General features: G+C 63.3%; 21 protein-coding genes and 1 pseudogene. 12 read left to right on the top strand and 10 right to left on the bottom strand.

The features are described 5' to 3' along the window. Positions 1-89 precede the first annotated feature (89 nt). The gene (locus ACGI6K_RS00170; protein ID WP_376947937.1) at positions 90-395 is read right to left on the bottom strand and encodes a chaperone modulator CbpM; all 306 of its coding nucleotides are present in this window, start codon (positions 393-395) and stop codon (positions 90-92) included. After that, entirely contained in the window at positions 392-1,333 is a 942-nt protein-coding gene (gene cbpA / locus ACGI6K_RS00165) for a curved DNA-binding protein (protein WP_376947940.1), read from the bottom strand. The genes ACGI6K_RS00170 and cbpA overlap by 4 nt, the downstream gene beginning before the upstream one ends. A 208-nt stretch (positions 1,334-1,541) precedes the next feature. Between cbpA and ACGI6K_RS00160 the strand changes: the two genes are divergently transcribed. Then, positions 1,542-1,748, top strand: a complete 207-nt coding sequence (locus tag ACGI6K_RS00160; RefSeq protein ID WP_376947942.1) for a hypothetical protein — start codon at positions 1,542-1,544, stop codon at positions 1,746-1,748. A gap of 177 nt (positions 1,749-1,925) precedes the next feature. On the opposite strand, the gene ACGI6K_RS00155 is transcribed toward ACGI6K_RS00160, so the two are convergent. Beyond that, a complete protein-coding gene (locus tag ACGI6K_RS00155) occupies positions 1,926-2,843 on the bottom strand; it encodes a hypothetical protein (RefSeq protein ID WP_376947944.1) in 918 nt (305 codons plus the stop codon). Between the two features lie 444 nt (positions 2,844-3,287). On the opposite strand from ACGI6K_RS00155, the gene ACGI6K_RS00150 reads away from it, so the two are divergent. Next, positions 3,288-4,145 carry a glycosyltransferase family 2 protein gene (locus ACGI6K_RS00150; RefSeq protein ID WP_376947946.1) on the top strand — a complete coding sequence of 286 codons (858 nt, stop codon included), beginning with the start codon at positions 3,288-3,290 and terminating at the stop codon, positions 4,143-4,145. Positions 4,146-4,272: 127 nt separating this feature from the next. On the opposite strand, the gene trpA is transcribed toward ACGI6K_RS00150, so the two are convergent. Further along, positions 4,273-5,082, bottom strand: a complete 810-nt coding sequence (trpA, locus tag ACGI6K_RS00145; protein WP_376947948.1) for a tryptophan synthase subunit alpha — start codon at positions 5,080-5,082, stop codon at positions 4,273-4,275. After that, a complete protein-coding gene (gene trpB / locus ACGI6K_RS00140) occupies positions 5,079-6,299 on the bottom strand; it encodes a tryptophan synthase subunit beta (protein ID WP_376947950.1) in 1,221 nt (406 codons plus the stop codon). The genes trpA and trpB overlap by 4 nt, the downstream gene beginning before the upstream one ends. Before the next feature lie 134 nt (positions 6,300-6,433). On the opposite strand from trpB, the gene ACGI6K_RS00135 reads away from it, so the two are divergent. The 3 genes from ACGI6K_RS00135 (at position 6,434) to ACGI6K_RS00125 (ending at position 8,917) form a co-directional block, all read left to right on the top strand. After that, entirely contained in the window at positions 6,434-7,330 is an 897-nt protein-coding gene (locus ACGI6K_RS00135; protein ID WP_376947952.1) for a LysR family transcriptional regulator, read from the top strand. Positions 7,331-7,591: 261 nt separating this feature from the next. After that, entirely contained in the window at positions 7,592-7,807 is a 216-nt protein-coding gene (locus tag ACGI6K_RS00130) for a dodecin (protein WP_376947954.1), read from the top strand. An 81-nt stretch (positions 7,808-7,888) separates the two neighbouring features. Continuing rightward, on the top strand, positions 7,889-8,917 hold the full coding sequence (locus tag ACGI6K_RS00125; RefSeq protein ID WP_376947955.1) for an LLM class flavin-dependent oxidoreductase: 1,029 nt from the start codon (positions 7,889-7,891) through the stop codon (positions 8,915-8,917). A gap of 56 nt (positions 8,918-8,973) precedes the next feature. Here the strand turns inward: ACGI6K_RS00125 and oadA are convergent, their stop codons facing one another. Together oadA and ACGI6K_RS00115 are read right to left on the bottom strand one after the other, a co-directional pair. Then, positions 8,974-10,773: a sodium-extruding oxaloacetate decarboxylase subunit alpha gene (gene oadA / locus ACGI6K_RS00120; protein WP_376947957.1), complete on the bottom strand. Its 1,800-nt coding sequence runs from the start codon at positions 10,771-10,773 to the stop codon at positions 8,974-8,976. 51 nt (positions 10,774-10,824) lie between these two features. Then, positions 10,825-12,240, bottom strand: coding sequence for an acetyl-CoA carboxylase biotin carboxylase subunit (locus tag ACGI6K_RS00115; protein WP_376947959.1), 1,416 nt, complete (start codon positions 12,238-12,240; stop codon positions 10,825-10,827). A gap of 206 nt (positions 12,241-12,446) precedes the next feature. Between ACGI6K_RS00115 and ACGI6K_RS00110 the strand changes: the two genes are divergently transcribed. After that, a complete protein-coding gene (locus ACGI6K_RS00110; RefSeq protein WP_376947960.1) occupies positions 12,447-13,409 on the top strand; it encodes a LysR family transcriptional regulator in 963 nt (320 codons plus the stop codon). Positions 13,410-13,679: 270 nt separating this feature from the next. Here ACGI6K_RS00110 and hexR read toward each other — a convergent pair whose 3' ends face one another. Further along, positions 13,680-14,546: a transcriptional regulator HexR gene (gene hexR, locus ACGI6K_RS00105; RefSeq protein WP_376947962.1), complete on the bottom strand. Its 867-nt coding sequence runs from the start codon at positions 14,544-14,546 to the stop codon at positions 13,680-13,682. Between the two features lie 120 nt (positions 14,547-14,666). Between hexR and zwf the strand changes: the two genes are divergently transcribed. Then, positions 14,667-16,091, top strand: coding sequence for a glucose-6-phosphate dehydrogenase (gene zwf / locus ACGI6K_RS00100; protein ID WP_376947978.1), 1,425 nt, complete (start codon positions 14,667-14,669; stop codon positions 16,089-16,091). A 14-nt stretch (positions 16,092-16,105) separates the two neighbouring features. On the opposite strand, the gene yihA is transcribed toward zwf, so the two are convergent. After that, positions 16,106-16,756: a ribosome biogenesis GTP-binding protein YihA/YsxC gene (gene yihA, locus ACGI6K_RS00095; protein WP_376947964.1), complete on the bottom strand. Its 651-nt coding sequence runs from the start codon at positions 16,754-16,756 to the stop codon at positions 16,106-16,108. 376 nt (positions 16,757-17,132) lie between these two features. Here yihA and ACGI6K_RS00090 point away from each other — a divergent pair, with 376 nt between their 5' ends. The 4 genes from ACGI6K_RS00090 (at position 17,133) to ACGI6K_RS00075 (ending at position 20,350) form a co-directional block, all read left to right on the top strand. Continuing rightward, positions 17,133-17,765 (top strand): c-type cytochrome, encoded by a 633-nt coding sequence (locus tag ACGI6K_RS00090; protein WP_376947966.1) that lies wholly within the window; start codon positions 17,133-17,135, stop codon positions 17,763-17,765. A 150-nt stretch (positions 17,766-17,915) separates the two neighbouring features. Then, positions 17,916-18,560: a thiol:disulfide interchange protein DsbA/DsbL gene (locus tag ACGI6K_RS00085; protein WP_376947967.1), complete on the top strand. Its 645-nt coding sequence runs from the start codon at positions 17,916-17,918 to the stop codon at positions 18,558-18,560. Between the two features lie 18 nt (positions 18,561-18,578). After that, entirely contained in the window at positions 18,579-19,439 is an 861-nt protein-coding gene (locus tag ACGI6K_RS00080; RefSeq protein ID WP_376947968.1) for an endonuclease/exonuclease/phosphatase family protein, read from the top strand. A 134-nt stretch (positions 19,440-19,573) separates the two neighbouring features. Then, the gene (locus ACGI6K_RS00075; protein WP_376947969.1) at positions 19,574-20,350 is read left to right on the top strand and encodes an N-acetylmuramoyl-L-alanine amidase; all 777 of its coding nucleotides are present in this window, start codon (positions 19,574-19,576) and stop codon (positions 20,348-20,350) included. Positions 20,351-20,384: 34 nt separating this feature from the next. Here ACGI6K_RS00075 and ACGI6K_RS00070 read toward each other — a convergent pair. Continuing rightward, positions 20,385-20,777, bottom strand: a pseudogene (locus ACGI6K_RS00070) (Tll0287-like domain-containing protein). 308 nt (positions 20,778-21,085) lie between these two features. Here ACGI6K_RS00070 and ACGI6K_RS00065 point away from each other — a divergent pair. Beyond that, positions 21,086-21,520: a YeeE/YedE family protein gene (locus tag ACGI6K_RS00065; RefSeq protein WP_376947970.1), complete on the top strand. Its 435-nt coding sequence runs from the start codon at positions 21,086-21,088 to the stop codon at positions 21,518-21,520. Positions 21,521-21,522: the final 2 nt, after the last annotated feature.

Below are 21,522 nucleotides of genomic sequence, written 5' to 3'. Positions count from 1 at the left end.
GCGCATCCATGCGGGGCGACGGCCGAAACCGGTATTCAACCGGCACAAGGGCATGGCGCCACTCTTCGAGTGGCCCGCTGCCCCGGCCATCAATACTCCACGAACCTCAGCAGGCGCCGTCTCAGGTTCTCGTTCTCGGCCCGCAGGCGCCCCACCTCGTCGAGCAGATCCAGAGCCACGGCCACGGCTTGCCAGTCGAGCTCCAGCTCCCGCTGCAGGCGCACCGCCCGGCGCAGCCGACCCAGGGCGACGTTATCGAAGCGCCAGTCGCGGGGGGCGCCGCCGCCTGGGTCGACTATGCCGTATTCGACCATCTCGACCAGGCTGGCGGACGGTGCCTCGACTAGTTGGCAACATTCTTCCAGGGTCAGTTGTAGGCTCAGGGTCGTATTCATACTTGCTTGCTCCATTGACTGCGCGGGTCGAAGCCTGTCGCATCGCGCAGTTCGGCCCACAACTGGCGGGCACGCTCGTTGCTCTGCGGCGGCATCACCACCTTCAGTACGGCATAGAGATCGCCCTCGCCCTGCCTGCTCCTAAGTCCCTTGCCCTTGATGCGCAGACGCTGGCCGCTCTGGCTGTTCGGCGGGATGCTCAGGTTGATGCGCCCGGACAAAGTCGGCACCTCGATCCGCGCGCCCAGTGCCGCCTCCCAGGGCGCCAGGGGCACGGTAAGAACGAGGTCGCGGCCGTCGACATCGAAGATCGGGTGGGGAACCAGGCGGATGATCAGGTACAGGTCGCCATTCGGCCCGCCATCGATACCCGGCGCGCCCTGGCCCTTGAGCCGGATGCGCTCGCCGTCGGCGACACCGGCGGGAATCCTGACGTGGAGACTCTTGGGCCGGTCGATGCGCCGGCCGTGCTCGTCGAAGCCGGGCACCGCATAATCGAGCGGCTTGCGCTGCTCGGCAAGGGTCTCCTCGAGGAACAGCGGTATTTCCAACTCGATGTCGCGCCCTCGCCGCGGCGGGGGCGCATGATGGCTAGCGCCCGGCCGGGCGCCGAAGATCGACTCGAAGAAGTCGGAAAAATCGCCGCCGAAATGCTCGTGCGCCCCGGAGAAGCCCTCCGCTCGCTGCCAGCCCGGCGGCATCTCGAACTGCTCGCCGGCGCGGCCGTACTGGCGCACCCGGTCGTACTCGGCGCGCTTCTCCGCATTGCTCAGCACCTCGTAGGCCTCGGCCACCTCCTTGAACCTGTTTTCCGCCCCGGCCTCCTTGTTCATGTCCGGGTGGTACTTGCGCGCCAGCCGGCGGTAGGCCGTCTTGATCGTCTTCGCGTCGGCGCCGGGCTCCACGCCGAGAATCGCGTAATAGTCCTTGAACTCCATGGAAACTCCCCTGGTTGCGGGTCTTTTTCAGTCTAGGCGCGTCGCCGGGGCCGGGCGATCGATGCGGATAACGATTGTAGGCGGGCAAAACCTCCCCGCCGCCCGCCTACAGACATAGGTCAAGTTTCTGCAATGTCCTCTTGCGTCATAGTGTCGCAACCTTATATATAGGAGACTATTGAAAGGCTTATGCATCTAGGAGGGGTCGATGATCATCAATCCGATTGTTTCCATTGCCTTGGTCGTGGTTCTTCTGGGGTTTTCCGTGTACCTGGCGACCTGGCCGCGACGTTCCGGCTCCATGCTGGATGCGCTCGACGACGACATGCCGCTCGTTGAAATGAACGGCTCCAGCCGGATCGAGTGCGAACAGTCTCTGGTGCCGCATCAGAAAAAGCGGGGGCTATGCGTGTGAGAGCGCCGGCGCGGCATGGGACTCTTCCGCCGCGCCTCTCGGCTTTTCGAGCGGAGTAGCCTCCTCTCCGGGCGCTTGCCGATGCCTGGCGAAACGAATGAGGCGCCGTTCCCCAGAGCGCTCCCTGCGCAGGGAAGCCGCGAACCGTTCTCCACAGGAAGCCGGCCGGGCCTACGGTTACGCCCGGCAGGCTTCCCGCCCGTCCGCGGGCGAACTTACGCCCAGCATCTTCGCGATATCCGCCTCGTCATAAGTCAGGGAAATGGCCTGATCGTCGCCACCGATCCTGTTGGAATTCTTCAGGCCGATCCTCTGGGTGCCGGGCACCAGCGGAAAATGGTTCACATCGTTGGATATCTGCCGGACTTCGTAACCTTGCCTGACGGCATTGGCATGCAGCCAGACGTCGTCATGCCTGGGACAACAGGCCATGAAGGCAGTCCCCGCTTCCTTCAAACGCCGCAGGAAAGCGGCGGGGTAGACGACTCCACCGACACCGAGGGCGAAATTTTGCAAATCGGCCTTTTCTTCCAGGCAGAAACGCCAATTCAGGTAGGGCTCGATCCGCTCGTTGGTTATCTGTACGCGCAGGGCCTTGTAAGCGACAACGGTTTTCGGCGTGGCCTCGTGTTCTTCATGCAGTCTTTTCAGCCAGGTTGGCGGATAAAAGGAGTCGTCGTCGGCCGTCACCAGAGGCCCCTCGATTTCCTCGTATTTGATGAATGGATAATATTTGGTATGCGGCCCGTAATTGTCGCACATGCGAATCTCCAGCCCTCTTTTCCGAAGCCTTTGCAAGGACTTTGGCAGGTCATCGAAGATTCGTGCGTCGTCGAGCCAGAGAATAATCCTGCCGGGCTTTTCAATGCCGGCCGCTATCGACTCTATCGCCAGATAGACCCGTTCGGTTCGCGTCGAATGACTGGTGAGCGAGACGGTCACGCCACCTTTCGCACAGACCGGGTCCGAAGAAAATCTGTTTCTCAGGAAAAACTTGCAGGCAAGCAGTAGCCTTTCAATCTTCTTGATGGATTTGTTCCGTTTCCTTGTTGTTTTTCCCGCCGGATGTGAAAACACTGAAAAGCCTCCGCTCATAAAACAGGATCCGGTATGACGCCATGGTCCCGGACTATCAACTCCCGAAACCGGAGCGCGTCCTGTTCATGACCGTGCCAGACGGCACAAAGGCCCGAAGATCCATATGACCATATCTTATAGATAGTCGCCTGGATTGCACATAACCTTGCCGAACGAACGGAGTCGGACGGTGGCTCTGGCCGAACGGCAGAAAGCAACGGGAAAAGTCGGTGAAGATACAGCCATGAAAACATTGGAATCCGATATCATGCCGAAATGATCCGGACACGCCAGTGAAAAGCCCGTTGATCGAGGTGAGCGGCAATCGGTTCTCGTTGAACATGCCATTGGCGTTTGAAACACGCGGCGAGAATCACGGACGTCTCAAGCGCCTGCCTCACAAGTCCGGGCTGATCCGATATGTAGCAGCATGATCACCTTAAAAGACCTGTAAAAAAATCGATGAAATTATCCATCTTAATAGTTGCATATGATTGCTCGATGGAGAATTCCGCAACGCTCACCTCCATCCTGGCCTCGAAGCTCGGATTCGACGGGGCCCGCTTATGCTTCTGGAACAACGGACCTCACTATATGAATCCGCTTCCCGGAACCCTCGCGGCACTCGCAGAGCAGTCCCTTGAGGTAAGCATCAGGCAGACCTGCCAGAATGCACCGCTGAGCTGGATATACAATTATTTCATAAAGAATTTTCCAGGCGACCAATACATAATACTTGACCATGACTCGACATTATCCAATGAATACCTTCAGCATCTCCTGGCGAGGAAAAAGACCGTCCTAGGAATACCAACCATCCTTGTCGAAGGAGAACCTCAATACCCACGCGCCAATCGTCGTTTCTCGCTCGGTCCCTATACGAATCGAGACGATGTTTTCTCGATAGGAAGCGGCTTGCTGCTAAGCCATAAAGCGACGCGATGTATCGAGAATGCATATGGGAATATATTCGACGACAATTTTGCCCTGTATGGAGTCGACATATCCTTCTTCAAACGAATCCAAAAGCTCGGACTCACCGAAAAGCTCGAACCCCTCCCCGGCTTCGAACATTCTCTGTCCAGACTGAAACCCGAAACGAAAGAGCTGAAGCACTTTAGGCGAGTCGAAAAAAGCTACTATTTCGGCCTGATGCTGCGACATTATCCATCCCTCAGACGATTACGCATTTTACTCAAGCAGCTATTACGACTTCCTCTTGGTAGAAATAAGCTCCTCTTTACGAAGGCGTTCAAAGCTTTCCTCACGGGCCAGCACGAAAGATGCAGGCTGCCTCCATTGGAAAAGCTGATCCATTAAAAAGCTTGCTTCAAAACAAGTGGCGAACGGCCCGATCCTGCTTTCGACGAAACGAGTCCGCGAAAAAGCCGTTCCCTCTTTTCGAAAGCAACGGCTTTTCTCGACTCACTCGGGCTATGCGAGAATCTTACTTCCTAGCTTCCCGAACTCCCCCAGCCAACTCCCGACACAAGCCCAATACATCCCCCACCGCCTGCTCCTTCGAGCCGGCCTTAGCAATGCGGTCGACCAATGCAGAGCCTACCACCACGCCTTCGGCAAGGCGGGCGACGCTGGCCGCGTGTTCCGGGCTGCGGATGCCGAAGCCGATGCACAGCGGCAGGTCGGTGTGGCGGCGCAGGCGGGCGACGGCCTGTTCGACGTGCTCCAGGGACGCGGCGTGGGCGCCGGTGACGCCGGCCACTGAGACGTAGTAGACGAAGCCGGAACTGCCGGCGAGCACCTTGGGCAGGCGCTTGTCGTTGGTGGTCGGGGTGGTCAGGCGGATGAAATCCAGGCCCGCCGCCTGTGCCGGGTCGCAGAGGTCCTCGTTATGCTCCGGCGGCAGGTCGACGACGATCAGACCGTCGACGCCGGCCTCCCTGGCCTCAGCGACGAAGCGCTCGACACCATAGTAGTGAATGGGGTTGAAGTAGCCCATCAGCACCAGCGGGGTGGTTCGATCGCCTTCGCGGAAAGCGCGAACCATGCGCAGGGTCTTGACCAGATCCTGGCCGGCGCCAAGGGCGCGGATGTTGGCCAATTGGATCGCCGGGCCGTCGGCCATCGGGTCGGTGAAGGGCATGCCCAGCTCGATCACGTCGGCGCCGGCCTCCGGCAAGCCCTTGAGGATGGCGAGAGAGGTTTCGTAGTCCGGGTCGCCGGCGGTGACGAAAGTGATCAGGGCGGCGCGGTCGGCTTGCTTCAGTTCGGCGAAGCGGGTCTGCAGGCGGCTCATGCGTGCTTCTCCTGTTTTTCCTGCATGTGATGCATCACGGTCTGCATGTCCTTGTCGCCGCGGCCAGAGAGGTTGACCACCATCAGGTGGTCTTTCGGAAGCCTGGGCGCGCGCTTGAACACTTCGGCCAGGGCATGGGACGACTCCAACGCCGGGATGATGCCCTCCAGGCGGCAGCAGGTATGGAAGGCCTGCAGCGCTTCATGGTCGGTGATCGAGCTGTACTCGACGCGGCCGATGTCGTGTAGCCAGGCATGTTCCGGGCCGATGCCAGGGTAGTCGAGGCCGGCGGAAATCGAGTGGGCGTCGATGATCTGACCGTCGGCGTCCTGCAGCAGGAAGGTGCGGTTGCCATGCAACACGCCGGGCACGCCGCCGTTCAGGCTGGCCGCGTGCTTGCCGGTCTCGATGCCGTGGCCGGCGGCCTCGACGCCGACGATCTTCACGCCCGGCTCGTCGAGGAAGGGGTGGAACAGGCCCATGGCGTTGGAGCCGCCGCCGATGCAGGCGACTAGCGAGTCGGGCAGGCGCCCTTCCTTCTCGATCAGTTGTTCGCGGGTTTCCTTGCCGATTACTGCCTGGAAATCGCGGACCATCGCCGGGTACGGATGCGGGCCGGCCACAGTGCCGATCAGGTAGAAAGTGGTCTCGACATTAGTCACCCAGTCGCGTAGGGCCTCGTTCATGGCGTCCTTGAGGGTGCCGGTGCCGGCGGTGACCGGGACCACCTCGGCGCCAAGAAGCTTCATGCGGAAAACGTTGGCCTGCTGGCGATCGATGTCGGTGGTGCCCATGTAGATCACGCACTTGAGGCCGAAGCGCGCGGCTACGGTGGCGGTGGCCACGCCGTGCATGCCGGCGCCGGTCTCGGCGATGATGCGCTGCTTGCCCATGCGCCGGGCCAGCAGGATTTGCCCGATGCAGTTGTTGATCTTGTGCGCGCCGGTGTGGTTCAGCTCTTCGCGCTTGAGGTAGATCTTCGCGCCGCCGCAGTGCTCGGTCAGGCGCTCGGCAAAATACAGCGGGCTCGGCCGGCCGACGTAGTCGCGCTGGAAGTAGGCCAGTTCTTCGAGGAAGGCCGGATCAACCTTGGCCCTCTCGTATTCCTCGGCCAGGTCGAGGATTAGCGGCATCAGGGTTTCGGCGACGTACTGGCCGCCGAAACGGCCGAACAGGCCTTTTTCGTCGGGGCCGGTGCGGTAGGAAGTCTCGGTCATGGGTGCTCCCGGAGTGTGCAAAGGGGCAGGTCGGCGCGTTTTGCAGTTCACCTGCGATGCTCACACGTTAGCCAATGGCACCCCTGCCGAAAAGCGATAAGATCAACTGAATACGTCAAGAAAACTCACCGATCATGCACCCCGACCTGCCCTCCCTGAACGCCCTGCGCGCCTTCGAGGCCGCCGCCCGCCTGCGGAGCATCAAGCAGGCAGCTAAGGAACTGTACGTCACCCACGGGGCGGTCAGCCGGCAAGTCCGCGCCCTGGAAGAGGAACTGGGGGTGGCCCTGTTCGCCAAGGAAGGGCGAGGCATAAAACTCACTGATGCCGGCATTCTGCTACGGGACGCCGCCGGCGACGCCTTCGCCCGTCTGGATGGCGCCTGCGCCGAGCTGAAGCGACGCAGCGAGGAAGCGCCCTTCGTGCTCGGCTGTCCGGGGAGCTTGCTGGCACGCTGGTTCATTCCGCGCCTGGATCGCCTCAACCGTACGCTGCCGGAGCTACGCCTGCAGCTCTCCGCCAGCGAGGGCGAGCTGGACCCGCGCCGCCCGGGCCTGGATGCCACCCTGCTGTTCGCCGAGCCGCCATGGCCGGCCGACATGCGGGTCTTCGAGTTGGCCGCCGAGCGCATCGGTCCGGTGCTCAGCCCACGCCATCCGCGTTTCGCCGCACTGCGCCAGGCGCCGCCGCAGGCGCTGCTCGGCGAAGCCCTGCTGTATACCGCTTCGCGCCCACAGGCCTGGCCGCAGTGGACGAGCGCACAGGGACTGGAACCGGCGCGACTGCACTTCGGCCAGGGTTTCGAACACCTCTATTACCTGCTGGAGGCCGCCGTGGCCGGCCTCGGCGTGGCCATCGCCCCCGAACCGCTGGTGGCCGACGAATTGGCCGCTGGCCGCCTAGCCGCGCCCTGGGGCTTCGTCGAAACCCGTGCGCGACTAGCATTGTGGACACCGGCGCGCGGAGCCGACCGCCGTGCCGAAGCGCTGGCGCGCTGGCTGCGCGACGAATTGACGGAAATACCCTCTTGAGGGCTCGCTCACACTCCTCACCAGCCCGCCTAGATGCCCCACGGGATCGTGAACGGATGCTTAGAGCGCTTTCATCCTGATCGACCATGACCGCACCCATCCGGGTGTCGGTGTCGCGGCTGCCGTCGCGGCGGCGCTCGCCGCGCCGCGCTGGCCGACCGAACGGTGCGCCGGTGGCTGAACTCTCGCCTCTCCGACGTGCCTCATCTAATGGGGCAGGCACCTGGGCCGGCCCCGCCCATCCTTCTCCAGGAGGCCCACATGTCCGACCATCACACCTACAAGAAGATCGAAATCATCGGCTCTTCGCGCAGCAGCATCGAGGATGCCATCGGCAATGCCCTCGCCGAGGCGTCGAAAACACTCGACTATCTGGAATGGTTCGAAGTGGTCGAGATCCGCGGCCACCTAGAAAACGGCGCGGTCGGCCACTATCAGGTCACCCTGAAGGTCGGCTTTCGCCTGGCCGACAGTTGAGCGTCCACCGGCGCCGCCTTTCGCTTTAGTCTCTGCCTTTTCCCGACGGGCGGGTTCCGGGGACGACTTGAGGAAACCTCCATGCCACGACTGGCCGACACCGCGCTTTCCATTCTCGACCTGGCGCCGATCCGCGACGACGGTGGGCCAGCCCAGGCCCTGCAGAATTCCCTGGCCCTGGCCCAGCATGCCGAGGTCCTAGGCTTTACCCGCTTCTGGGTAGCCGAACACCACAACATGGACGGTATCGCCTGCTCCGCCACCGCCGTGCTGATCGGCTATCTGGCGGCGGGCACCCATCACATCCGCGTCGGCGCCGGCGGCATCATGCTGCCTAACCATGCGCCGCTGGTAATCGCCGAGCAGTTCGGCACCCTCGCCACCCTTTATCCGGGACGCATCGACCTCGGCCTTGGCCGCGCGCCGGGAACCGACCCCTACACCGCTCACGCCTTGCGCCGCGCCCGCCTGGGCAGCGACGAGGAATTCCCGGCGGACGTCGAGGAACTGCAGACCCTGCTCGGTCCGGCACGTCCCGACCAGCGGGTGATCGCCGTGCCGGGAGCCGGCACCGAGGTGCCGATCTGGCTGCTCGGCTCCAGCCTGTTCACTGCCCGCCTGGCGGCGCGCAAAGGTCTGCCCTACGCCTTCGCCTCGCACTTCGCGCCGCGCTACATGCACGAGGCGATCCGCCTCTACCGCGACAATTTCCAACCCTCGGCGGTGCTCGACAAACCCTATGTGATGCTTGGCGTGCCGCTGGTCGCCGCGCCCAGCGACGAGGAGGCGGAATTCCTCGCCACCACCGCCCTCCAGCGCGCCCTGGCGCTGGTCCGCGGCGAGAGCCGAGTACTGCGACCGCCAGTGGAATCGATGGCCGGCCGCTGGCAGCCGCACGAGCAGGCGGCGGTTGGCGACTTCCTCGGCCTGGCGGTGATCGGCGGCCCGGAAAAGGTCCGCGCGCGCCTAAACGTGCTGCTCGAGCAGACCGGTGCCGACGAGTTGATCTTCACCGGCGACATCTACGATCCGGACGCCCGCCTGCGCTCGTTCGAAATCCTCGCTGGGCTGCGCTGCGGGGGCTCGCTTCCTCCGGAATCCCGCGAATAAAAAAAGGGAGTCTCACGACTCCCCAAACCGCTTTTCAAATCTTTAGAAACCGCGACTCAACCCTCGATTTCCACCAACACTTCACCGGGGTTGACGCGGTCGCCCTTGGCGACGTGGATGGCTTTGACCGTGCCGGCGATCGGTGCCTGTACCTCGGTCTCCATCTTCATCGCCTCGGTGATCAGTACTGGCTGGCCGGCTTTGACCACATCGCCCTCCTTGACCAGGACGTCGACGATGTTGCCCGGCATGCTGGTGCTGAGGTCACCCGGCGCGCCGGCCTGCTTGCGTTTGCCGGAGCCGCCGGCGACAAACTCGTTGAGCGGCTCGAACACCACCTCTTCCGGCATGCCGTCGATGGACAAATAGAAGTGGCGCTTGCCCTCGCCCTTGAGGCCGACGCCGGTGATGTCCACCCGGTAGGTCTCGCCATGTACGTCAATGAGGAATTCGGTGGGCACGCCCTCGCTGGCCGGACCAGCGCCCGCGGTGGGAATCGGCAGCAGCGGCTCGGGTACCAGGGTGCCGGCCTTGCGCTCCTCGAGGAACTTGCGGCCGATGTCGGGGAACATGGCGTAGGTCAGCACGTCCTCTTCGCTCTGCGCCAGCTCGCCAATTTCCGCGCGCAGCTTGGTCATTTCCGGTTTGAGCAGGTCGGCTGGACGCACGTCGATGACCTCCTCGTTGCCAATCGCCTGGAAGCGCAGGCGCTCGTTGACCACGCCCGGCGCCTTGCCGTAGCGGCCCTGCAGGTAGAGCTTGACCTCGTTGGTGATGGTCTTGTAGCGCTCGCCGGCGAGCACGTTGAACACCGCCTGGGTACCGACGATCTGCGAGGTAGGAGTGACCAGCGGCGGGTAACCGAGGTCGGCGCGCACCTTCGGGATCTCCTCGAACACCTCGTCGATGCGGTGCAGGGCGCCCTGCTCCTTCAACTGGTTGGCCAGGTTGGACATCATGCCGCCCGGCACCTGGTTGACCTGCACGCGGGTGTCGACGGCGGTAAACTCGCTTTCGAACTGGTGATAACGCTTGCGTACGGCGTAGAAGTACAGGCCGATCTCTTGCAGGAGCGCCAGATCCAGGCCGGTGTCGTACTGGCTGTCACGCAGGGCGGCGACCATCGACTCCGTGCCGGGGTGGCTGGTGCCCCAGGCGAAGCTGGAGATGGCGGTGTCGATGTGGTCGGCGCCGGCCTCAATGGCCTTGAGCTGGCACATGGCACCCAGGCCCGCGGTGTCGTGGGAATGGATGAACACCGGCAGGTCGATCTCGGCCTTCAGCGCGGCGACCAGTTCGGCGGTGGCGTAGGGTGTCAGCAGGCCGGCCATGTCCTTGATCGCCAGGGAGTCGACGCCCATCGCCTGCATAGCCTTGCCCTGCTCGACGAAGGCGGCGACGGTATGCACCGGGCTGGTGGTGTAGCAGATGGTGCCCTGGGCGTGCTTGCCGGCGGCCTTGACCGCGGCAATGGCCACCTGCAGGTTGCGCACGTCGTTCATCGCGTCGAAGACGCGGAACACGTCGATGCCGCTGACCGCCGCCTTAGCGACGAAAGCCTTGACCACGTCGTCGCTGTAGTGGCGATAACCGAGCAGGTTCTGCCCGCGCAGGAGCATCTGCAGGCGGGTATTGGGCAGCGCGGCGCGTAGCTGGCGCAGACGCTCCCACGGGTCCTCCTTGAGGAAGCGGATGCAGGCGTCGAAGGTGGCGCCGCCCCAGACCTCCAGCGACCAGTAGCCGACCTTGTCCAGCTTGTCGCAGATCGGCAGCATGTCCTCGAGGCGCATGCGGGTGGCGATCAGCGATTGGTGAGCGTCACGCAGGATGGTGTCGGTGACTGTGATCTTCTTCATTCGTCTGTTCCTCTTGAGCCTGCAGCCAGAGCGCAGCCGGGCTGGTGTTCATCAGAGCCCGGCATGGGCGGCGATGGCGGCGGCGATGGCGATGGCCAGTTCGCCAGGCCTGCGCTTGATCGAGTAGTCGAGCAGTTCCGGGTGTTCGTCGACGAAGCTGGTATTGAACTGCCCGCTGCGGAAATCCGGATTGCCGAGAATCTGCTGGTAATAGGGCGCGGTGGTCTTCACCCCCTGCACGCGCATGTCGTCCAGGGCGCGCAGGCCGCGGGCCAGGGCTTCTTCCCAGGTCAATGCCCAGACGATCAGCTTCAAGCACATCGAGTCGTAGTACGGCGGGATGGTGTAGCCGGTGTAGATAGCGGTGTCGGTGCGCACGCCGGGGCCGCCGGGAGCGTAATAGCGGGTGATCTTGCCGAAGCTCGGGAGGAAGTTGTTCTTCGGGTCCTCGGCGTTGATGCGGAACTGCAGGGCGTAGCCGCGGTGCTGGATGTCCTTCTGCTCGACGGATAGCGGCAGGCCCGAAGCGATGCGGATCTGCTCGCGGACGATGTCGATGCCGGTGATTTCCTCGGTGATGGTGTGCTCCACTTGAACCCGGGTGTTCATCTCCATGAAGTACACCTCGCCGTCGGCGAGCAAAAACTCCACGGTGCCGGCATTCTCGTAGCCCACCGCCTTCGCCGCGCGCACCGCCAGGTTGCCGATGTAGGCGCGCTGTTCGGGGGTCAGTTGGGGACTGGGGGCGATCTCGATCAGCTTCTGGTTGCGGCGCTGGATCGAGCAGTCGCGCTCGAACAGGTGTACCGTGTTGCCGAAGGAGTCGGCGAGCACCTGGGCTTCGATGTGCTTCGGATTGACGATGCACTTCTCGAGGAAGACTTCGGCGCTGCCGAAGGCCTTGGTGGCCTCGGAGATCACCCGCGGGTAGGCGCTCTCCAGCTCGGCGGCGCTGTTGCAGCGGCGGATGCCGCGGCCGCCGCCGCCGGAGGTGGCCTTGAGCATCACCGGGTAGCCGATGCGCTCGGCCTCGAGCAGCGCCTCGGCGAGGTCGGCGACGTTGCCTTCGGTGCCGGGAGTACAAGGCACGCCGGCGGCGATCATGCTGCGCCGCGCCTCGGTCTTGTCGCCCATGCGGCGGATCACGGACGCCGAAGGGCCGATGAATTTGATCCCACGCTCGGTGCAGATCTCGGCCAGTTCAGCGTTCTCGGAAAGGAAGCCGTAGCCGGGGTGCAGCGCATCGCAGCCGGTTTCCATCGCCAGGTTGACCAGTTTGCGAGGGTTCAGATAGCCGGCCAGCGGGTCCTCACCGATAAAGTACGCCTCGTCGGCACGCTTCACATGCAGGGCGTGGCGGTCGACTTCGGAGTAGATGGCCACCGAGCGGATGCCCATTTCGGCGCAGGCACGCACGATGCGGACGGCGATCTCGCCACGGTTGGCAATGAGGATTTTTTTTATCACGGAGGTCTCCCTCGGCTGAGCTAGCCAACTCGAACGGTCAGTCGGCAGGTGTGCTGACACCCTAGGCCGGGAGATCGATTAAGAAAAATGAATATTTGTTAGGTTAAGCATAAACTACAACTTATAGATCTACGAACAGCCACGAGTGGGAACGGTTTTTCCTGCCGGAAAACCATGTCTCGCCCTTCCGATTTGCCGAGGCCGCCATGCGTAAATCCCTGATGCGCCTGACCCTGCGCCAGTTGCGGGTATTTCGCGCGGTATGCGAGAGCCGCTCCTACAGCCGCGCCGCCGAGGAAATGGCACTGACCCAGCCGGCCGTCAGCCTGCAGATCCGCCAACTGGAGGAACTGGTCGGCCAGCCGCTGTTCGAGTACGTGGCCAAAAAGCTCTACCTGACACCGGCCGCCGAGGCGTTGCTGAAGGCCAGCGAGGACATCTTCGGCCGCCTGGAAAGCTTCGACATGCAGTTGTCGGATCTGCAGGGCTCGCTGCAGGGCCAGCTCAATCTAGCGGTAGAGTCCAGCGCCAAGTATCTGGTGCCGCACCTGTTCGCCGCCTTCCGCGCGCAATATCCGGAGGTCAGCCTGCAACTGGTAGTGGTCAATCACGCCCAGGCGGTGCGCCGCCTGTCGATAAGTCGCGACGACCTGCTGATCATGTCGCAGGTACCGAGTGAACTGGCGTTGAACTTTTATCCCTTCCTCAACAATCCGATCGTCGCCGTGGCGCCGCCCTGGCACCCTCTGTGCGCGCGGCCGAACTTGCGCTTGCAGGACCTGACGGATTTTCCGCTCTTGCTGCGCGAACCCGGCTCCGGCACCCGCCGCGCCGGCGAGGAGTACTGCCATCAGAAACGTGCGCATTTCGCCGAAACGCTGGAGATCGGTTCGACCGAGGCGCAGTTGCAGGCGGTGATCGCTGGCCTCGGTCTGGCTCTGCTGCCGCGCCACGCGGCGAGCCTGGAATTGGCCACCGGCCAGCTTTGCGAGCTGCCGGTGGAAGAATTACCGCTGTACCACAGTTGGTGCCTGGTGCATACCGAAGGTAAGCGGCTGAGCCCGGTGGCACGGGCGTTCGAGACCTTCATCCGCGCCGAGCGCGCAAAAATCAGCGCACTGGCCGAGCGTTTTTCTGGGAGATTGACGGAGAAACCGGCGGCAAGCTAACCGCGTGCAGATCAGGGAAATCGTCCAGCTCATACTGCAGTTGACGCTGCTCGTCGTAGCGCTCGATGGCCCGGCGAAAGTGCATCCGTCGCTCTTCCAGCCGCTTGCGACGAGCCTTCGAGTCCAGGGGGCTGAGGTAATACGCGTTTTCCGAGTGACGAAGCATGAGGGGCTCCCAGGCAGGGGTCGGGGACCTCAGGATCGCTGGTGGCCGGTGACGCCTTCACGGCAGGCGGATGACAATGTCGTGACCCGCGGTCGCCGCGCCGCTCACTCCTCGGCGGCGCGTACCGCCTTGGGCGACAGGCGCAGACTGCGCAGGCTGCGCTTGACGCTCTTCAGGTGATTGACCAGATCCGGCCCGCGGGCCATGGCCACGCCCATGGCCAGCACGTCGATCACCACCAGATGGGCGATGCGCGAGGTCAGGGGGGTGTAGACCTCGGTGTCCTCATGGACGTCGATCGCCACGCTGATGTCGGCCAGCTCGGCCAGCGGCGTCTGTCCGGGACATAGGGTGACGAGGGTGGCCCCGGTCTCGCGGACCAGGTTGGCGGTGATCAGGAGATCCTTGGAGCGCCCCGACTGGGAAATGCAGATCGCCACGTCGCCGGGCTTGAGGGTCACCGCCGACATGGCCTGCATGTGCGGGTCGGAATAGGCGGCGGCGGTGAGCAGCAGGCGGAAGAACTTGTGCTGGGCATCGATGGCTACCGCGCCGGAGGCGCCGAAGCCGTAGAACTCGATGCGCGGAGCTTTGGCGATGGCATCGATGGCGTGCTGCAAGGCCTCGGGATCGAGCCGCTCGCGCACCTCCATCAGGGTATGCAGGGTGGTGTCGAAAATCTTCAGGCTGAAGTCGACGACCGAATCATTCTTATGGATGGCGAACTGGCCGAAACTGGCGCCGGCGGCCAGGCTCTGCGCCAGCTTCAGCTTCAAGTCCTGGAAACCGGTACAGCCGATCGCCCGACAAAAGCGTACGATGGTCGGCTCGCTGACCCCGACCTCCTGGGCCAGACTGGCCATTGAACTGTGCATCGCCGAGGCCGGATCGAGCAACACATGATCGGCCACCTTGAGTTCCGACTTGCGCAGCAGGGCGCGGGATTGGGCAATATGCTGCAAGAGATTCACGGGGGCTGAACTCGGTTATGATCTGAAGTCGGGCTGTAGTTCACCTGTAGTTATACTACATGGAAAGCGTTCAGCCCATAGCCAAACGTGTTGGAGGCTGTTGTGATCCGTCCCTGCGACATGCTGGTTTTCGGCGGTACCGGCGATCTGGCGCTGCACAAACTGCTGCCGGCGCTCTACCACCTGCATCGCGACCGGCGCCTGCCGGCCGACATGCGTATCCTCGCGCTGGCCCGCAAGCCGCTGGATGCCGATGCCTATCGGACCCTGGCCGAACGGCATTGCCGGGCCAATGTGCCGCGGGCGAACCTCGACGCCAGCACCTGGCAGGCTTTCGCCGAGCGGATCGATTATTTCGCCATGGATGCCAGCCAGAGCGCCGATTATGGTCGCCTGGCCCGACACCTGGGCAACGCCTGCCAACGCGGCCGCGTCTACTACCTCGCCACGGCCCCTGGCCTGTTCGAGGATATCGCCGCGCACCTGGCCAATGCCGGCCTGGCCGGCAGCAATACGCGCATCGTGCTGGAAAAGCCCATCGGCCACTCGCTGGAGTCGGCGCTGGCGATCAACCAGGCGATCGGCCGGGTATTCCAAGAGTCCCAAATCTTCCGCATCGACCACTACCTGGGCAAGGAAACGGTGCAGAACCTGATGGCACTGCGCTTTGCCAACGCCCTGTTCGAACCGGTCTGGCGCTCCGGGCACATCGACCACGTGCAGATCAGTGTCTGTGAAACCCTCGGTGTGGAGAACCGCGGCGGCTATTACGACAAGGCCGGAGCGATGCGCGACATGCTGCAGAACCACCTGCTGCAACTGCTTTGCCTGGTTGCCATGGAGGCTCCGGTGCGTTTCGACGCCGAGGCGGTACGCAACGAGAAGGTGAAGATCCTCGAGGCGCTGAAACCCATCGCCGGCTTCGATGTGAAGGATCGCACCGTGCGCGGCCAGTATGCCGCCGGGAAGATCGGCGGACAGGAAGTACCGGCTTACTATTTCGAAAAAAACGTCGACAGCGACAGCGATACGGAAACCTTCGTCGCGGTGCATGCCGAAATCGACAACTGGCGCTGGGCCGGCGTGCCCTTCTACCTGCGCACCGGCAAACGCATGGCGAAAAAGAGTTCGGAGATCGTTATCCAATTCAAGCCGGTGCCACACCGGCTGTTCCAGGACGGCCAAGCCAACGGCCTGCTCATCAGTCTGCAGCCGGAGGAGTCGATCAGCCTGCAACTGATGGCCAAGAGTCCCGGCAAGGGCATGCACCTGGCGCCGGTCGAGCTGGATCTCAATCTGGCCCATGCCTTTCGCCAGAAGCGCCGCTGGGACGCCTACGAACGCCTGCTGCTGGACGTGATCGAGGGCGACTCCACTCTGTTCATGCGCCGCGACGAAGTGGAGGCCGCCTGGCGCTGGGTCGACCCGATCATCGGCGGCTGGCATGCCTATTATCAGCGGCCGCGCCCCTATCCCGCCGGCTCATGGGGACCGGAGCAGGCCCACAGCCTACTCGAACAGCAGGGCCACGCCTGGCACCGGTGAATCTTCGCCGGGGCTCAAACCCCGGCATCTGCCTCGCTCCCATCGTCCCCGGCCAGTCCCAGCCAGCGTGCCAGCACGTCGTGGGCCTCCTCGACCCCCTGGCGCTTGGGCGCCGAGAACAGTTGGATGCTCATGCCCTCGCCCCAGCCCTTGTGGATTTCCCGCCGGACCTTGAGCAGGGCGTTCTTCGCCGCGCCGAAGGCCAGCTTGTCAGCCTTGGTCAGCAGGATGTGCATGGGCATGCCACTGGCGTCGGCCCAGTCGAGCATCATCCGGTCAAAGTCGGTCAGCGGGTGGCGGATATCCATCAGTAGCACCACGCCGGCCAGGCTGCGACGGCTGCCTAGATAGGCCTCCAAATGGTGCTGCCAGTGCTGCTTGAGGGGGATCGGCACCTTGGCATAGCCGTAGCCGGGCAAGTCGACCAGGCGACACCGGTCGTCGAGACGGAAAAAATTCAGCAACTGGGTACGACCCGGCGTCTTCGAGGTGCGCGCGAGGTTGGCGTGGGTCAGGGTATTCAGCGCACTGGACTTGCCGGCATTGGAGCGCCCGGCGAAGGCGACCTCGAGACCGTCGTCGACAGGGCACTGGTCGACCCGGGCGGCGCTGAGCATGAAGGCGGCCTGCTGGCACAGGCCGAGAATCGGATTCTTGAAGGACATCGAGGAAGTTCCGCTGGGGTTGGCACGCACAGACTGCGGCGCCATGTCATTTCTGTTTCGGGGTCATGAGTATATAATGCTGCGGATTTTGTGTGCGCTTTGCCCCTGCCCCTGGGTAAGTGTTCACGGGAACGGTTTAAGACTGACCGTACGTTGACCGCACGGTGTTTGTTCCCTGCGGAAGGCCCGCTCCAGATGCCTGTTGCCCACCGCAGTGCCGTGATGCTGCCCTTGGCTGCCAACTGCCTAGTCGACTCTGGCCCGCAGGCGCGCATGGATGCATGGACAGCCACGCCGAAGCCGCCGGGAACTCCTCCACAGCCAGGCACATTGGTCGACAACAACACTTTTCTTGAGCCGTGATTTGGATTAGCTGATGAACAAAGCACTCGTGACTCTGCTGTTAACCCTGGGGATCACCGGCCTTGCCCACGCCGCGGGAGACGCCGCCGCCGGGCAAAACAAGGCGGCCGTCTGCGGCGCCTGCCACGGCCCGGACGGCAACAGCGCGGCCCCCAACTTCCCGAAACTGGCCGGCCAGGGCGAGCGCTATCTGCTCAAGCAGATGCAGGATATCAAGGCCGGCACCAAGCCGGGCGCTCCCGAAGGCAGCGGTCGCAAGGTTCTGGAAATGACCGGCATGCTCGACAACTTCAGCGACCAGGATCTGGCCGACCTCGCCGCCTACTTCACCTCGCAGAAACCGACCATCGGCGCAGCCGATCCGCAGTTGGTGAAAGCCGGTGAGACGCTCTACCGCGGCGGCAAGCTGGCCGAAGGCATGCCGGCCTGTACCGGTTGCCATTCGCCGAAAGGCGAGGGCAACGCCCCGGCCGCCTATCCGCGCCTGAGCGGCCAGCATGCCCAGTACGTCGCCAAGCAGCTCACCGACTTCCGCGAAGGCGCGCGCACTAACGATGGCGACAACATGATCATGCGCTCCATCGCCGCCAAGTTGAGCAACAAGGATATCGCTGCGATCTCCAGCTACATCCAGGGCCTGCACTGAGTCCGGCTCGTCGGCGTTGCGAAAAGGGCGGCCGATAGCCGCCCTTTTTCATTGGTCCTCCCCTTACAATAGGTCCAGCCGCTTCGCCCCTACGGGCCGGAGACCGTCCCGTACCGAAAGCCCCTCCAGCAATGCAAGGAGTCGTCACGCATGCGTAAACTGATCCTCGGCGCTATTCTCGCCGGCACCAGCCTGTTCGCCCTGGGTACTCAGGCGGAATCGCTCTCGCCTGCCGACATCAAGGTCGGTAAGCAGTATGTCGAGCTGCCGACCCATGTGCCGGTGGCACAGCCGGGCAAGATCGAGGTTGTGGAGCTGTTCTGGTATGGCTGTCCGCATTGCTATCAGTTCGAGCCGAGCATCAACGCCTGGGCCGGCAATCTGCCGGAAGACGTGAGCTTCCGGCGAGTCCCGGCCCTCTTCGGCGGCCTGTGGAACATCCATGGTCAGTTGTTTCTCACGCTGGAGGCGATGGGCGTCGAAACCAAGGTCCACACCGCGATCTTCGATGCCATCCACAAGGACGGCAAAAAGCTGGCGACACCCGAGGAAATGGCCGAGTTCCTCGCCGGTCACGGTATCGACAAGGATGCCTTCCTCAAGACCTACGGCTCCTTCAACGTGAAGAGCCAGATGGAAAAGGCGAAGAAACTGGCGATCGCCTACCAGATCTCCGGCGTTCCGGTCATGGTCGTCAACGGCAAGTATCGCTTCGATCTGGGCAGCGCTGGCGGCCCGGAGAACACCCTGCAAGTGGCCGACTACCTGATCGAACAGGAACGCAGCGGCCAGTGATGACGGGCGGGAGGAGCCATGCTGCGTCGACGTACGGTTGAACGCCAGGCCGCGGTGCGGCAACCGCGGACCAACCCGCAGTGCCACGATGCAAGCGAGTTGACTGGCGACGGTCGGCTGCGCTTGCTGAGTTTCAACATTCAGGTCGGTATCCGCACCGAGAATTACCGGCACTATCTGACCCGCAGTTGGCAACACCTGCTGCCACATGCCGGGCGCGCCGTGAATCTGCAGCGGATCGGCGCTCTGCTCGCCGACTTCGACCTGGTAGCCCTGCAGGAGGTCGACGGCGGCAGCCTGCGCTCCGACTATGTCAACCAGGTGGAACACCTCGCCCAGCTCGGCAACTTCCCCTACTGGTACCAGCAGCTCAACCGCAACCTCGGCCCGCTGGCCCAGCACAGCAACGGCCTGCTCAGCCGCCTACGGCCTTCCGGGCTGGAGGATCACCCATTGCCCGGCCCATCGGGACGCGGCGCGATACTCCTGCGGCTCGGCGAAGGAGCCGGTGCCTTGGCGGTGATCATGATGCATCTTGCCCTTGGCGCCCGGACGCGTACCCGCCAGCTCGCCTACATCCGCGAACTGGTCGGCGACTATCGCCACCTGGTACTGATGGGCGACATGAACACCCATGCCCGCGAACTGCTGGAATACTCGCCCCTGCGCGATCTCGGCCTGCTCGCCCCGCAGATCGAGGCGACCTTTCCCAGTTGGCGCCCCCAGCGCTGCATCGACCACATCCTGCTCAGCCCCAGCCTGACGCTGGAACGGGTACAGGTGCTGCCCCAACCAATCTCCGATCACCTGCCGGTAGCAGTGGAGATCCGCCTGCCCGAACACCGCGGGCACGGCACCCTGCCACTGCCCCGGTCCTGAGCGGATCGGCCTGGCGACCGACGCACAGGCGAAGGCAGCGAATCGCCATGTTTTTGCAATAATTCACCGGTGCACAGGGCCCATATACCAGAGCTCACCGAACCTTCGATCCTTGCCGGAAACGCCCGAACTCCATGAAGTCGCTTGCCCTTCTTTTGATCCTTGCCCTGCTGGCCGGCTGCGCCGCCGGCCCACGGATCGATACCCGCTACAGCTCGCGCGGCCAGGACAGCCGCGTCCAGTACATTGTTCTGCATTATACCTCGGAGGGTCTGCCAGGTTCGCTGCGCCAGCTCACCCAAGGCGAGGTCAGCAGCCACTATCTGATCGATGCCGAGCCCGCGACCATCTACCGTCTAGTGGAGGAGAACCGCCGCGCCTGGCATGCCGGAAACAGCCAGTGGCACGGCAGAACCTGGCTGAACGCCAGCAGCATTGGCATCGAGCTGGTCAATCCCGGCTATCTGGACACGCCCAACGGGCGTCTTTGGTATCCCTACCCGGCGAAGCAGATCGATGCGCTGATCGTTCTCCTCAAGGACATCGTCAAGCGTCACGCACTGGGACCGGAGGCGATAGTCGGCCACAGCGATATCGCCCCGCTGCGCAAGGTCGATCCGGGACCTCTGTTTCCGTGGAAGCGCCTGGCCGAGGCCGGACTCATCGTCTGGCCGGATGCGCGCCGGGTAGCCGAGCTGCAGACGCGCTACGCCATTCGCCTGCCGGATGTCGCCTGGTTCCAGGAACAGTTGGCCCGACACGGCTATGCCCTGGAACGGCATGGCGTGCTCGATGCCGCGACGCGGCGGGTCATTGCCGCATTCCAGATGAAATACCGGCCGGCCCGCTTCGATGGCGAGCCGGACGCCGAAACCGCGGCCCTGCTGGCCACCCTGAACGAAACGGGGTGAGGAAAACGGGCGGCAGGCGACAGAGGCCTATTACTCAGGGCTCAACTCCTTCGAGGAGGCGACGCAAGGTGAAGGCACCGTGAAGCTCGCCAAGGGCGAAGCTTCGCGCCCGGTCCTGCGGATAACGCTCGTCCAGGATATCGAGCAGGGCCCTGTCGATGTTCTCACCATGACAGGCCAGGAAAAATTCCCCGATGGAAATGGCCTGCATGTAGCGATACTCGCCGTCGACCACTTCAGCATGGCTCAGGCCGGCGGCGGGCTACCCTGCAGCGGCGGCTGCGGAAAAGCGCTTTAGACCCCGACGCTCCCAGGCATCCGGACGGTTAGCCGGATTGCGCACCTTGAGAGCGGTTCGCTCGGCCGTCCAGGGCTTTCGGCTGTGCTTCCCGGCGATGGCCGGTGCCTGGCTCTGGCAGGCTCGCATCGCGCTCTGCGGTCCGCCTTCGGCCAACGCCTGCCCGAGGGTATCCTGCAGCGCTTGGGCGAAGGGCGGTATCAGGGCACGCGCCTCGGCCTCGAATCCCTGTAGGCCAGCAAGCGAAACCCCACTGGCGAACAGCAGGGTCAGAGCGGCGGGAAAACGCATGGCTACTTCCATATATGCTGACGGAAAAACATCAATGAAGATGGAACGAAGGACTGCCGGCTTCCAAAGGCCTCATCCTCATGCTTGAAAACATTTTACAAATAAATATATTGTTTGACCAAGCGATCTTGCGAAGGAGCGATGCGATGCACATCGACTGGGCGCACTTCACCCCTTGGACGGCACTGGCCGGCGGTGCGCTGATCGGCCTTGCCACCACCCTGTTCGTGGTGCTGAACGGACGAATCGCCGGGATCAGCGGCCTGCTCGGCAGCCTGCTGCAGCGTGACTCGGATGGCCGCGACGAAAAAGCGCTGTTTCTTCTCGGCCTGCTGGCGGCACCACTGCTTTGGAGCCTGTTCGGCGCCCTGCCGAAGGCCGAATTCCGAACCGGCTGGTTCGGCCTGGCGATCGCAGGAGCGCTGGTCGGCTTCGGTAGCCGCTACGGTTCCGGCTGTACCAGCGGGCATGGTGTCTGCGGGATTTCTCGCCTGTCGCCACGCTCCATGGCCGCGACCCTGGTCTTCATGAGCGGCGGATTCGCTACTGTCTTCGTCCTGCGTCACCTATGGGGAGGTTGAAT

It is taken from the genome of Azorhizophilus paspali, assembly GCF_043587585.2.
GTDB lineage: Bacteria > Pseudomonadota > Gammaproteobacteria > Pseudomonadales > Pseudomonadaceae > Azotobacter > Azotobacter paspali.
This window is presented reverse-complemented; position numbering and strand designations above follow the sequence as displayed.

What these genes read in the sequence shown, in the direction of transcription:
- ACGI6K_RS00170 (WP_376947937.1), bottom strand. Translation starts at nt 395, where the DNA reads ATGAATACGACCCTGAGCCTACAACTGACCCTGGAAGAATGTTGCCAA.
- cbpA (WP_376947940.1), bottom strand. Translation starts at nt 1,333, where the DNA reads ATGGAGTTCAAGGACTATTACGCGATTCTCGGCGTGGAGCCCGGCGCC.
- ACGI6K_RS00160 (WP_376947942.1), top strand. Translation starts at nt 1,542, where the DNA reads ATGATCATCAATCCGATTGTTTCCATTGCCTTGGTCGTGGTTCTTCTG.
- ACGI6K_RS00155 (WP_376947944.1), bottom strand. Translation starts at nt 2,843, where the DNA reads ATGAGCGGAGGCTTTTCAGTGTTTTCACATCCGGCGGGAAAAACAACA.
- ACGI6K_RS00150 (WP_376947946.1), top strand. Translation starts at nt 3,288, where the DNA reads ATGAAATTATCCATCTTAATAGTTGCATATGATTGCTCGATGGAGAAT.
- trpA (WP_376947948.1), bottom strand. Translation starts at nt 5,082, where the DNA reads ATGAGCCGCCTGCAGACCCGCTTCGCCGAACTGAAGCAAGCCGACCGC.
- trpB (WP_376947950.1), bottom strand. Translation starts at nt 6,299, where the DNA reads ATGACCGAGACTTCCTACCGCACCGGCCCCGACGAAAAAGGCCTGTTC.
- ACGI6K_RS00135 (WP_376947952.1), top strand. Translation starts at nt 6,434, where the DNA reads ATGCACCCCGACCTGCCCTCCCTGAACGCCCTGCGCGCCTTCGAGGCC.
- ACGI6K_RS00130 (WP_376947954.1), top strand. Translation starts at nt 7,592, where the DNA reads ATGTCCGACCATCACACCTACAAGAAGATCGAAATCATCGGCTCTTCG.
- ACGI6K_RS00125 (WP_376947955.1), top strand. Translation starts at nt 7,889, where the DNA reads ATGCCACGACTGGCCGACACCGCGCTTTCCATTCTCGACCTGGCGCCG.
- oadA (WP_376947957.1), bottom strand. Translation starts at nt 10,773, where the DNA reads ATGAAGAAGATCACAGTCACCGACACCATCCTGCGTGACGCTCACCAA.
- ACGI6K_RS00110 (WP_376947960.1), top strand. Translation starts at nt 12,447, where the DNA reads ATGCGTAAATCCCTGATGCGCCTGACCCTGCGCCAGTTGCGGGTATTT.
- zwf (WP_376947978.1), top strand. Translation starts at nt 14,667, where the DNA reads ATGCTGGTTTTCGGCGGTACCGGCGATCTGGCGCTGCACAAACTGCTG.
- yihA (WP_376947964.1), bottom strand. Translation starts at nt 16,756, where the DNA reads ATGTCCTTCAAGAATCCGATTCTCGGCCTGTGCCAGCAGGCCGCCTTC.
- ACGI6K_RS00090 (WP_376947966.1), top strand. Translation starts at nt 17,133, where the DNA reads ATGAACAAAGCACTCGTGACTCTGCTGTTAACCCTGGGGATCACCGGC.
- ACGI6K_RS00085 (WP_376947967.1), top strand. Translation starts at nt 17,916, where the DNA reads ATGCGTAAACTGATCCTCGGCGCTATTCTCGCCGGCACCAGCCTGTTC.
- ACGI6K_RS00080 (WP_376947968.1), top strand. Translation starts at nt 18,579, where the DNA reads ATGCTGCGTCGACGTACGGTTGAACGCCAGGCCGCGGTGCGGCAACCG.
- ACGI6K_RS00075 (WP_376947969.1), top strand. Translation starts at nt 19,574, where the DNA reads ATGAAGTCGCTTGCCCTTCTTTTGATCCTTGCCCTGCTGGCCGGCTGC.
- ACGI6K_RS00065 (WP_376947970.1), top strand. Translation starts at nt 21,086, where the DNA reads ATGCACATCGACTGGGCGCACTTCACCCCTTGGACGGCACTGGCCGGC.